The sequence below is a fragment of the Georgenia sp. genome (assembly GCF_054605595.1).
Map to the genome: position 1 here is coordinate 1 of NZ_JBTSDU010000110.1, position 10693 is coordinate 10693.

The 10693-nt window shown below is 71.9% G+C and carries 11 protein-coding genes and 2 pseudogenes; 12 read left to right on the forward strand and 1 reads right to left on the reverse strand.

Features of this window, described 5'->3' with window-relative positions; translation table 11 throughout:
- Positions 1-118: 118 nt before the first annotated feature.
- Entirely contained in the window at positions 119-433 is a 315-nt protein-coding gene (locus ACYC1Z_RS11840) for a hypothetical protein (RefSeq protein WP_461409733.1), read from the forward strand.
- 199 nt (positions 434-632) lie between these two features.
- Here the strand turns inward: ACYC1Z_RS11840 and ACYC1Z_RS11845 are convergent, their stop codons facing one another.
- Positions 633-1709, reverse strand: a complete 1077-nt coding sequence (locus ACYC1Z_RS11845; RefSeq protein ID WP_461409734.1) for a 2,3-butanediol dehydrogenase — start codon at positions 1707-1709, stop codon at positions 633-635.
- Positions 1710-2204: 495 nt separating this feature from the next.
- Here ACYC1Z_RS11845 and ACYC1Z_RS11850 point away from each other — a divergent pair, with 495 nt between their 5' ends.
- The 11 genes and pseudogenes from ACYC1Z_RS11850 to ACYC1Z_RS11900 form a co-directional block, all read left to right on the forward strand.
- Positions 2205-2414 carry an AMP-binding enzyme gene (locus ACYC1Z_RS11850; protein ID WP_461409735.1) on the forward strand — a complete coding sequence of 70 codons (210 nt, stop codon included), beginning with the start codon at positions 2205-2207 and terminating at the stop codon, positions 2412-2414.
- Positions 2411-2539: pseudogene (locus ACYC1Z_RS11855) on the forward strand (TetR/AcrR family transcriptional regulator); the annotation flags it as partial. The gene ACYC1Z_RS11850 and the pseudogene ACYC1Z_RS11855, both read left to right, overlap by 4 nt.
- 199 nt (positions 2540-2738) lie before the next feature.
- On the forward strand, positions 2739-3035 hold the full coding sequence (locus ACYC1Z_RS11860; RefSeq protein WP_461409743.1) for a hypothetical protein: 297 nt from the start codon (positions 2739-2741) through the stop codon (positions 3033-3035).
- Complete coding sequence (locus ACYC1Z_RS11865; protein WP_461409741.1) at positions 3032-3811, forward strand: SDR family NAD(P)-dependent oxidoreductase; 780 nt, start codon at positions 3032-3034, stop codon at positions 3809-3811. Before ACYC1Z_RS11860 ends, ACYC1Z_RS11865 begins: the two co-directional genes overlap by 4 nt.
- Positions 3808-4713 carry an alpha/beta fold hydrolase gene (locus ACYC1Z_RS11870; protein ID WP_461409736.1) on the forward strand — a complete coding sequence of 302 codons (906 nt, stop codon included), beginning with the start codon at positions 3808-3810 and terminating at the stop codon, positions 4711-4713. Before ACYC1Z_RS11865 ends, ACYC1Z_RS11870 begins: the two co-directional genes overlap by 4 nt.
- Positions 4714-4900: 187 nt before the next feature.
- Entirely contained in the window at positions 4901-6223 is a 1323-nt protein-coding gene (locus tag ACYC1Z_RS11875; RefSeq protein ID WP_461409742.1) for a short-chain fatty acid transporter, read from the forward strand.
- A gap of 75 nt (positions 6224-6298) precedes the next feature.
- Complete coding sequence (locus ACYC1Z_RS11880; protein ID WP_461409737.1) at positions 6299-7126, forward strand: CoA transferase subunit A; 828 nt, start codon at positions 6299-6301, stop codon at positions 7124-7126.
- Position 7127: 1 nt separating this feature from the next.
- Positions 7128-7790: a CoA transferase subunit B gene (locus tag ACYC1Z_RS11885; protein WP_461409738.1), complete on the forward strand. Its 663-nt coding sequence runs from the start codon at positions 7128-7130 to the stop codon at positions 7788-7790.
- Entirely contained in the window at positions 7787-9028 is a 1242-nt protein-coding gene (locus ACYC1Z_RS11890; protein WP_461409739.1) for an acetyl-CoA C-acetyltransferase, read from the forward strand. Before ACYC1Z_RS11885 ends, ACYC1Z_RS11890 begins: the two co-directional genes overlap by 4 nt.
- Positions 9029-9102: 74 nt before the next feature.
- Positions 9103-10161, forward strand: coding sequence for an alpha/beta hydrolase (locus ACYC1Z_RS11895; RefSeq protein WP_461409740.1), 1059 nt, complete (start codon positions 9103-9105; stop codon positions 10159-10161).
- 115 nt (positions 10162-10276) lie between these two features.
- A pseudogene (locus ACYC1Z_RS11900) lies at positions 10277-10693 on the forward strand (S9 family peptidase); the annotation flags it as partial.

Sequence of the window (10693 nt, forward strand, 5' to 3'; positions counted from 1 at the left end):
CCCCGCCCCCCCACGGTGCTGCCGTACCGACCTCTTGCCGCGCCCCTCTCCCGAGGGTGACACTCGTGGTGGTACCAACCCTGATGTCACGGGGCCGATTGCTCGGGAAGGGTGCGCCATGAGTGAAGACACCGGGTCGACGGACGCCGGGAGCGACGAGGAGAAGGTCCACCTCAGCCGTGGGCGTTTCGACGAGGGCCAGGCCACCGACGAGTTCCTCGGGACCGCGACCGCCAAACCCCACGGCCGGTTCGACGAGGGCGAGCGGAGCGTGGGCGCCGCCAAGCCAGGGCCGGCGAGAGGGCGCTTCGACGAGGGCCAGGCCACCGACGAGGACCTCGAGACCGAGACCGCCAAACCCCACGGCCGGTTCGACGAGGGCGAGCGCACGGAGCCGCTGCCGGAGTCGGACGACCAGCAGAACGTCTTCTGACGCAGATCTGCGAGTGGGTGCCGGCGCGCTTGAGGGTGCTGGTGCTCGAGAAGTGCTGCTCACCCTTGCGTGGCGACGCAGCGTCGGCCACCGAACAGATGCCCTTCTGCATCGGAACCTGAGACCGTCGCGAGCCTCATGATCAACGCAAAGGGGCACCTGTCCGTGACGAGCCCCGCCCGCTACTCGCGAGTCCGGGTCAGAGCCCCTTCCCCGACGGGGAGACGAGGATCTTCACGGCCGTCTCGTTGTGGTGGATCAGCGTCTCGAACCCCTTGTCGACCAGGTCGTCGAGCCCGATCCTGCCGGTGATGAACGGCTTGAGATCGATCGTCCCCGACTCCACGAGCCGGATGGTGTCGGGGTGGGTGTTGACATAGGCGATCGAGCCGCGCACGTCGATCTCCTTCATGACCACCTGGAAGAGGTCGATGGAGGCCGGTCTGCTCCAGATGGCGACGACCTGCAGCACACCGGTGGGGCGCAGGGCGTTCATGAGGGTGTCGAGCACCGGCTGGGCGCTCGTGGCCTCGACCGCGACGTCGGCCCCTCGGCCGTCGGTCAGCTTCCGGACCTCCTCGGCGACGTCGACCCGCGCGGGGTCGAAGGCATAGTCGGCAACGCCCGTGTCGAGGGCCCGCTGGCGTCGCAGCTCGCTGAGCTCGGTGACGGCGACGGTGGCGCCCTTCGCCTTGAGCACGGCGGCCGTCAACAGGCCGATCGGGCCGGCACCTCCGACCAGCACGAAGTCCCCCGCCTTCGCACCCGAGCGGTCGACGGCGTGGTAGCCCACCGACAGCGGCTCGATGAGCGCCGCCTCGTCCAGCGGCACGTCGTTGTCGATGGGATGGACCCATCGACGCTTGACGGACACCTTCTCGCCGAGGCCGCCGCCGTTCCCGGACAGGCCGATGAACCCCATGTCCGGAGAGACGTGGTAGTCCTTGCTCTCCGGACCGGTGTCGACGTCGTCGCGGATGACATACGGCTCGACGACGACGTGCTGGCCCACCTCGAGGTCGTCCACGCCCTCGCCGAGGGCGTAGACCACGCCCGAGAACTCGTGCCCGAGGGTGATCGGGGCGGACTCGCCCGAGAGCGGGTGCGGGTGCCCGGCCGGCGGGATGAAGATCGGCCCTTCCAGGTACTCGTGGAGGTCGGACCCGCAGATGCCGCACCAGGCGACGTCGATGCCGACCTCGCCGGGCCTCACCTCCGGCTCCGGAATCTCCTCGACCCGGATGTCCCCTCGGTCGTAGAAGCGGGCAGCGCGCATGTCACCAACGTCCCTTCGAACATCGTGGGTACGCCGTCGCCGTGACAGGCCGCCGCCGTGACGGGGACTCGCGCAGCTCGGCGTCCTTCTCTCGTGTGTGTCCTGACGGGATCGACCGTACTCCCCGGCCCGCAACCCCCGGTCGGCCGGCCGTCGTGACCACCGGCACCGGGTCGCCGAGCACGATGGCGGCACCGTCTTGACAGGAGGCGCCGACCCATGCTTTCTTTCTGTTACCTGAATCACTTCTCAGGTCAGGGGGTGGACGCCCACACCACCATTGAAGGCGGTCCCATGCGAGTCTCAACGAAGTCCGGAGTCGAGCGCCGCGGCCGTGCGGCGCGGCCGGCTGCACACCGGAGACCTCGCCGAGCGCGACGCCGACGGCTACTTCCGCATCGTCGACCGCCTCAGCGACATCTACATCAGCGACTGCGAGAACATCTCCCCGCGGAGGTCGAGCCCGCGCTGGCCGCCCACCCCGGCGTCGCGGCCATGGCCGTGGTCGGCGTCCCCGACCCGCAGTGGGGCGAGGTCGGCCACGCGTTCGTGGTCCGCGCGAAGGGGGCGGCGGTGAGCACCGAGGAGCTGACGGAGCACTGCCACACGCACCTCGCCACGTTCAAGGCACCCCGCACGATCACGTCCGTCGACCCCCGGCCGCGCAACGCGGCGGCGCTGCGCCACGAGGAGGCCCGGCCATGACCACCGCCCCACGCACCGAGCGCGGCAACCGCACGCGGGCCAAGATCCTCGCCGTCGCCACCGACGTCTTCGCCGAGCGCGGCTACCACGACGCCTCCATCGTGAAGATCACCGAGGCCGCCGAGGTCGGCCAGGGCACCTTCTACCTCTACTTCTCCTCCAAGCAGGAGATCTTCGAGGAGGTCGTCCGCGACCTCAACTCCCGGGTGCGCCAGGCGATGTTCCTCGCGACGAGCGCCGAGACCACCCACGTGGCCGCCGAACGAGCCGGCTTCCGGGCGTTCTTCCGGTTTCACCGCCGAGAACCCCGCGCTGTACCGGATCATGCGGCAGGCCGAGTTCGTCGCCCCCGACGTCCTCCACCTGCACTACGAGACGATCGCCAAGGGATACGTCACCGGCCTCGACGCCGCCCAGCGGCGCGGCGAGATACCCGCCGACGTCGACACCGAGGTCGCCGCCTGGGCGCTGATGGGCATCGGCGAGATGGTCGGCGCCCGCTGGGTCCTGTGGGACGACGGCGCCGCGGACCGGCCGGACGGACTGCCCCCGCACGTCTTCGACGCCGTCATGAACCTGATCGAACGCGCACTGATCCCCGACGAAGGAGCCGGTCGATGAGCACCCAGCACGGACAGGACCCGCCCACCCACGGTCCCCTGGCAGGCCGACGCGCGGTGGTCACCGGCGGCGGCGCCGGGATCGGCGCCGCGTGTGCCCGGGCGCTGGCCGGGCGCGGCGCGCATGTCGTCGTCGCCGACCGGGACGAGTCCGCGGCGCGCGCCGTCGCCACCCGGACGGGCGGGGAGGCTTGGGTCGTCGACCTCGACGACAGCCGCGCGCTCGACGACCTCACGCTCGAGGCCGACATCCTGGTCAACAACGCAGGCATCCAGGTGGTCAGCCCCATCGAGGACTTCGACCCCGACGACTTCCGCCGCATCCAGCGCCTCATGGTCGAGGCACCGTTCCTGCTGGTGCGCGCAGTCCTGCCGCACATGTACGCCCGCGGCTGGGGCCGGGTCGTGAACATCTCCTCCGTGCACGGTCTGGTCGCCTCCCCGTTCAAGTCGGCCTACGTCACCGCCAAGCACGCGCTCGAGGGGCTGAGCAAGGTCGTCGCGCTGGAGGGCGCGGCCCGCGGCGTGACCAGCAACTGCATCAACCCCGCCTACGTGCGCACCGCCCTGGTGGAGAAGCAGATCGCCGACCAGGCACGCGTGCACGGCATCGGTGCGGCGGAGGTGCTCGAGAAGGTCCTGCTGACCGAGCAGTCCATCAAGCGCCTGGTCGAGCCGGACGAGGTCGCCTCGCTGGTGGCCTGGCTGACCGGGCCGGACGCCGCCATGGCGACCGGTGCCTCCTACGTCCTCGACGGCGGGTGGGGTGCCCGATGAGCACGCACACGTACGCGCAGATCGACGTCCCCGTCGACGGCGGCACCCTCCACGCGGGGGTCTGGGAACCGGTCGGCGCGCCGGCCGGGGCACCGACGGTGGTGGCGATCCACGGCATCACCGCCACGCACCGGACCTGGGATCTGCTGCCCGCCGCGCTGCCCGGTGTGCGGGTGGTCGCGCCCGACCTGCGGGGCCGGGGCCGGTCCAACGGCCTCGGCGGCCCGTTCGGCATGGACCGCCACGCCGACGACGTCGCCGCACTGCTCGAGCACGTCGGCACCGCCCCGGCCGTGGTGGTGGGCCACTCGATGGGCGGCTTCGTCGCCGTCGTGCTGGCCCACCGGCACCGCGACCTGGTGGCCGAGCTGGTGCTCGTCGACGGCGGCCTCCCACTCGACGGGCCCACCGACATCGACCCGGACGTCGGCATGCAGGCCGTCCTGGGACCGGCGGCCCAGCGGCTGGCGATGACGTTCCCGGACGCCCACGCGTACCGGGAGTTCTGGCGTGAGCACCCGGCCTTCACGCGCACCGGCACCGACACGCTCGCGGGGTACTTCGACTACGACCTCGAACCGGTCGACGGCGGGTGGCGGCCGTCCTCGCGCGTCGAGGCGGTCACCGCGGACCAGCGCGAGCTCGTCACGGGCGAGTCCCTCCTCCCCGCCCTCGAGGCGCTCGACGTCCCCGCCGTGTTCCTCCGGGCCCCGCGCGGCCTGCAGGACGACGCACCCCTGTACACCACCGACCATGTGGCGCGGTGGGTGGCGCGGATGCCGACGCTCACCCTCGTCGAGGTGCCCGACGTCAACCACTACACGATCGTCATGGCACCCCCGGGCGCCGCCGCCGTCGCCGCACGGGTCCGGGCCCCGCAGGCGGAGGTCTCGTCATGGTGACCGAGACGGGACCAGACCGACCGAATCTGGTAGGAACAGCACCGGCCATCTCGCGCGGGGCCCGCTCAGCGTCCCGCCGCCCTACTTCAACGGTGTAGCAGGGGGAAGTTCGCCCATGTCGTCAGTCAGCAAGAAGCCTCCCGAGACCGAGAGCCGGTCCGACTCGCGCAACCCGTTCGCCCGGGTCATGCGGCCCGTCAACACGCTGGTGGAGCGGTTCATCCCCAGCGCGCTCGTCTTCGCCATCATCCTGACCGTCATCGTCGCCCTCATGGCGCTCGTCCTCACGGACGCCGGACCGGTGGACGTGCTGGTCGGCTGGGGCGACGGCCTGGCCGGGCTGCTGGCGTTCATGACCCAGATGGCGCTGATCCTGCTGCTCGGCCACATGCTTGCCAACACCCGCCCGATGCGGCGCCTCCTGGCCCGGCTCGGTGGCCTGCCCCGCACGCCGCTGCAGGCCTACATCTTCGTCTTCCTCGTCGCCGCGGCGGCCTCGCTCCTACAGTGGGGCCTCGGGCTCGTCGTCGGCGCCCTGATGGCGAAGGAGGTCGCGGCGCAGCTGCGCGAGAAGGGCGTGCGCCTGCACTTCCCGATGCTCGTGGCGGCCGGCTTCTCCGGCTTCGTCGTGTGGCACATGGGGTACTCCGGCTCCGGCCCGCTCACCGCGGCGACCGAGGGGTCGTTCATCGCCGAACAACTGGGCACGACGATCCCGGTCAGCCAGACGACTCTTGCCACCTGGAACATCGTCGGCGCCGTCGCCACCGTCCTCGTCGTCGCCCTCGCCCTCGCACTGGTCGCACCCCGCCGGGGCGACAGGATCGTCGAGCTCGAGGTGGACGCCCGGGACCAGGGCATCACGGTCAACGACGAGATCGTCACCCCGGCCGATCGGCTCGACGCCAGCCGCTTCCTCACCACCCTGGTCGGGCTCGCCCTCGCGGCCTACCTGGTCGTGTACATCGTGCGAGGCGGTACCCCGACCCTCGACTTCGTGAACTGGACGTTCCTGGCGCTCATCCTGCTGCTCGTCCGCAGCCCGTTCGAGCTCACGGCCCTCGTCAAGGACGCCGCCTCCAACGTCGGGGACATCCTGCTGCAGTTCCCGCTCTACGCGGGCATCCTGGGCATGATGACGGCCAGCGGTCTCATCACGGTCCTCTCCGACTGGATCGTGAGCGTCTCGACCCCGCAGACCTTCGGGTTCCTGGCGATGCTGTCCGCCGGCCTGGTGAACTTCTTCGTCCCCTCCGGCGGCGGGCAGTTCGCCGTCCAGGCACCGATCCTCCTCGACGCGGCCGCGCGCCTGGGCGTGGACCCGGCCGTGCCCATCATGGCCGTCGCCTACGGCGACCAGTGGACCAACATGATCCAGCCCTTCTGGGCACTGCCGCTCCTGGCCATCGCCGGCCTGAAGATGAGGGACATCCTGGGGTACACGACCGTCACGCTCGTCGCCTCCGGCCTCGTCTTCTCCGCCATCCTTTTCCTCGTCGGCGCCGGCTGAGCGCGGCGTCGCCGCCCGCCAAACCACCCACCAGCACCCGACCCCGAGACCAGAGATCCACCTGAAGGAGACACCATGACCAGCGGAACAGTGAACGCCACGAGCCGCACCGGGACGTCGCCCGGCCTGGACAAAGTGGTGGCCTCCGCGACGGAGGCGGTGGCGGACATCGGCGACGGCGCCTCGCTCGCCGTGGGCGGGTTCGGCCTGTCGGGCAACCCGATGGCCCTGATCGAGGCGCTGCTGGCGCAGGGTGCGACGGGCCTGTCGGTGGTGTCGAACAACTGCGGCGTGGACGACTGGGGGCTCGGCCTGCTGCTCGGCGCCGGGCGCCTGGTGAAGATGACCGCCTCCTACGTGGGCGAGAACAAGGAGTTCGAGCGGCAGTTCCTCTCCGGGGAGCTCGAGGTCGAGCTGACCCCGCAGGGCACCCTCGCGGAGAAGCTGCGGGCCGGCGGGTCCGGCATCGCGGCGTTCTTCACCACCACCGGGGTGGGCACCCAGGTGGCCGAGGGCGGGCTGCCCCGCCGGTACGACGGCTCGGGCGGGGTGGCGAAGGCCTCCCCGGTCAAGGAAGTGCGTACCTTCTCGGTGCGGGGGCAGGAGCGAGGGTTCGTGCTCGAGGACGCCATCGCGACCGACTTCGCCCTGGTGCACGCCCTGCGGGCCGACCGGCACGGGAACCTGGTGTTCAACAAGGCGGCGCGGAACTTCAACCCGTTGGCCGCGATGGCCGGCCGAGTCTGCATCGCTCAGGTGGAGGAGCTCGTCGCGCCCGGAGAGATCGACCCGGACCAGGTGCACCTACCCGGGATCTACGTCCACCGCGTCGTCCACGTGGGCGGCGACATCGAGAAGCGGATCGAGAAGCGCACCGTGCGCGCTCGCGGCGAGGCGGCCTGAGATGGCACTGACACGGCAGGAGATGGCCGCCCGCGCGGCCCTGGAACTGGCCGACGGTTCCTACGTCAACCTCGGCATCGGGCTGCCCACGATGGTGCCGAACTACGTGCCCGCTGGCCGGCAGGTGGTGCTGCAGTCCGAGAACGGGATCCTCGGGGTGGGTCCGTACCCGTACGAGGACGCGGTGGACCCGGACCTGATCAACGCGGGCAAGGAGACCGTCACCACCCTGCCCGGGGCGGCGTTCTTCGACTCCGCACTCTCCTTCGGGATGATCCGCGGCGGGAAGATCGACGTCGCGATCCTGGGCGGCATGCAGGTCTCGAGGTCCGGGGACCTAGCCAACTGGATGATCCCGGGCAAGATGGTCAAGGGACCGGGCGGGGCGATGGACCTCGTCCACGGCGCCGGGAAGGTCATCATCCTCATGGAGCACAACGCCAGGAACGGGGACGCGAAGATCGTCGACGAGTGCTCCCTGCCGCTGACCGGCCGCGGCGTGGTGGACCGGATCATCACCGACCTGGCCGTCATCGACGTCACGCCCGAGGGCCTGGTACTCGTCGAGCTCGCCCCCGGGGTGGGCGTCGAGGAGGTCAAGGAGCGCACCGAGCCCGACCTGATCGTCTCCGAGCACATCCACGCCGTGGAGGTCGACGCATGAGCACCACACCCACCACCGGGGCCGCAGCCGGCACGCAGCCCGCCGGCCAGGCCACGCAGCAGGGCGGCGATGTCGTCATCGTCGGCGCGGCCCGCACCCCCCAGGGCCGCCTGAAGGGCCGGCTCGCCACCCTGACCGGGGTCCAGCTCGGTTCCCTCGCCATCCGCGGCGCTCTCGAGCAGGGCGGGGTGCCCGCCGACGCGGTCGAGGCCGTCTATATGGGCCAGGTCCTCCAGGCCGGGGCCGGGCAGGCCCCGGCCCGGCAGGCCGCCGTCGGTGCCGGGATCCCCTGGTCCGCGCACGCCACCACCGTGAACAAGGTGTGCCTGTCCGGGCTGACGGCGATCATCGACGCCGCCCGGCTGATCCGGGCGGGCGAGGCGGACGTCGTCGTCGCCGGCGGCATGGAGTCCATGACCAACGCCCCCCACCTGCTCATGGGCACCCGGACGGGCTGGGCCTACGGCAACGTCGAGGCCGTGGACCACCTGGCCCACGACGGCCTGACCGACGCGTACGACCACGAGGCCATGGGGCTGGCCACCGACAAGAAGACCGCCAGCACCTACCCCCTCACGCGCGAGGAACAGGACGAGGTCGCCGCCCGCTCCCACCAGCGTGCCGCCAAGGCGTGGGAGGACGGCGTCTTCGACGGCGAGGTCGTCCCCGTGACGGTCAAGACCCGCAAGGGCGAGCACGTCGTCGACCGGGACGAGGGCATCCGCCCCGAGACCACCCTCGAGATCCTCGCCGGGCTCCGCCCCGCGTTCATCGAGGGCGGGTCGATCACCGCCGGGAACTCCTCCGCGATCTCCGACGGCGCCGCCGCCGTGGTCCTGACCACCCGCTCCCACGCCGTCGCCCAGGGCTGGCGGATCCTCGCCACGCTCCGCGCGCCGGGGCAGGTCGCCGGCCCGGACGCGTCCCTGCACGCCCAGCCCGCCCGCGCCATCGAGCAGGCCCTGGCCCGGCAGGGCTGGACCGTGGCCGACCTCGACCACATCGAGATCAACGAGGCCTTCGGCGCGGTCGTCGCCCACTCCACCACCCAGCTCGGCGCCGACCCCGCCCGGGTCAACCCCCACGGTGGCGGCATCGCCATCGGCCACCCCATCGGCGCCTCCGGCGCACGCCTGGTGGTCCACGCCGCCCACCGCCTCGCCGGCACCGGCGGGCGCGCCGCCGTCGCCCTCTGCGGCGGTGGTGGTCAGGGCGAGGCCCTCCTGCTCGAGGCCTGAGGTACCACCGCACTACCGCACCGCCGACCGCACGAGACCGACCGCACCACCGGCGCACGACGAAGGAGTCTTCGATGAACGAGGTCACCGAGCACGACATCACGACGACGCGGGCACGCATCCATGTGCGCGACACCGACCCGGGCGGCACCGCCGAGCACACGGTGATCCTCGTGCATGGCAACTGCTCATCGTCGGCGTTCTTCCACCGGTTGCTCGGGCGCCTGCCGGCGGGCTGGCGAGGGATCGCGCCCGACCTGCGCGGCTACGGCGACACGGAGCCGCTCCCGATCGACGCCACCCGCGGGATGCGCGACCTCTCGGACGACCTCGCCGCGCTCATGGACGCCGTCGGCATCGCCCGGGCGGCTTTCGTCGCGCACTCCGCCGGGGCCGGGGCCGTCATGCAGCTCGCGATCGATCACCCCGAGCGGGTCGGGCCGGTGCTCCTCGAGGCACCGGCTTCCCCGTTCGGCTTCGGGGGAACCGCCGGCGCCGAGGGCGAGCCTGTGTGGCCCGACTTCGCCGGCTCGGGCGGCGGCACCGCCAACCCCGACTTCGCCGCGGCCATCGCGGCCGGCGACCGCAGCACGGACCACCCGCACTCCCCCCGCAACGTCTTCCGTGCGCTCTACGTGGCACCGGGGACGGAGCTGGTGGACGAGGAGCTGCTTGTGGACTCGGTGCTCTCCACGCGCACCGGCCCCGACCACTACCCCGGCGGCACCGTCCCGAGCGAGAACTGGCCGGGCAGCGGACCCGGGACGGTCGGCATGAACAACGCCCTGTCGCCGAAGTACTACGACCTCATCGGGTTCGCCGACCGGCCCGCGGTGGGGCCGGTGCTCTGGGTGCGCGGCGACGCGGACGCCATCGTCTCGGACACGTCGCTGGTCGACCTCGGCCACCTCATGGCCATCGGCGCCATCCCCGGGCCCGGCCCCGAGGTCTACCCCGCCCAGCCGATGGTCACCCAGATGCGCACCGTCCTCGACCGATTCGCCGCCGCGGGCGGGGTCTACGAGGAGGTCGTGCTCGAGGGCGTCGGGCACAGCCCGCACCTGGAGCAGCCGGACCGGTTCAGCGAGCTGCTCACCCACCTGCTCGCGGGCGACGTCGTCGCCCGGTCCTGAGCGGTCCCGGCGCGGGACCGGCAGGTCCCCGGGGCCCGGGCTCCGACCACGACCCGGGCCCCGGTCGGAGGCGTCCCCGTTCCACGGTGCCGACGGGCCGTGATGGGATGGCCCCATGACCGGCACCGAGGAGCTCCCCGACCCGTTCGCCTGGCTCGAGGACGTCGAGGGCGAGCAGCCCCTGGCGTGGGTCCGCGAGCGCAACGCCGAGGCCGAGGCCGCGCTCCGCTCACCCCGGTTCGAGGAGCTGCGCAGCGGGATCCTAGAGGTGCTGGACTCCGCCGAGAAGATCCCCGGCGTGGTCCAGCGCGGGGAGCACCTGTACAACTTCTGGACCGACGCCGAGCATCCGCGGGGGCTGTGGCGGCGCACCACGTGGGCGTCGTACCGCACGGCGGAACCGGAGTGGGAGGTGCTGATCGACGTCGACGCCCTCGGCGCGGCGGAGGGTGTGGCGTGGGTGTGGCACGGCGCCCGGGTACTGCGCCCCCCCTCTGTGCCAACCTTGAGTAAGACACCCGGACAGTCCGGA

Coding starts and splice junctions, on each gene's coding strand:
- ACYC1Z_RS11840 (WP_461409733.1), top strand. CDS start 119: ATGAGTGAAGACACCGGGTCGACGGACGCCGGGAGCGACGAGGAGAAG.
- ACYC1Z_RS11845 (WP_461409734.1), bottom strand. CDS start 1,709: ATGCGCGCTGCCCGCTTCTACGACCGAGGGGACATCCGGGTCGAGGAG.
- ACYC1Z_RS11850 (WP_461409735.1), top strand. CDS start 2,205: ATGGCCGTGGTCGGCGTCCCCGACCCGCAGTGGGGCGAGGTCGGCCAC.
- ACYC1Z_RS11860 (WP_461409743.1), top strand. CDS start 2,739: ATGCGGCAGGCCGAGTTCGTCGCCCCCGACGTCCTCCACCTGCACTAC.
- ACYC1Z_RS11865 (WP_461409741.1), top strand. CDS start 3,032: ATGAGCACCCAGCACGGACAGGACCCGCCCACCCACGGTCCCCTGGCA.
- ACYC1Z_RS11870 (WP_461409736.1), top strand. CDS start 3,808: ATGAGCACGCACACGTACGCGCAGATCGACGTCCCCGTCGACGGCGGC.
- ACYC1Z_RS11875 (WP_461409742.1), top strand. CDS start 4,901: ATGCGGCCCGTCAACACGCTGGTGGAGCGGTTCATCCCCAGCGCGCTC.
- ACYC1Z_RS11880 (WP_461409737.1), top strand. CDS start 6,299: ATGACCAGCGGAACAGTGAACGCCACGAGCCGCACCGGGACGTCGCCC.
- ACYC1Z_RS11885 (WP_461409738.1), top strand. CDS start 7,128: ATGGCACTGACACGGCAGGAGATGGCCGCCCGCGCGGCCCTGGAACTG.
- ACYC1Z_RS11890 (WP_461409739.1), top strand. CDS start 7,787: ATGAGCACCACACCCACCACCGGGGCCGCAGCCGGCACGCAGCCCGCC.
- ACYC1Z_RS11895 (WP_461409740.1), top strand. CDS start 9,103: ATGAACGAGGTCACCGAGCACGACATCACGACGACGCGGGCACGCATC.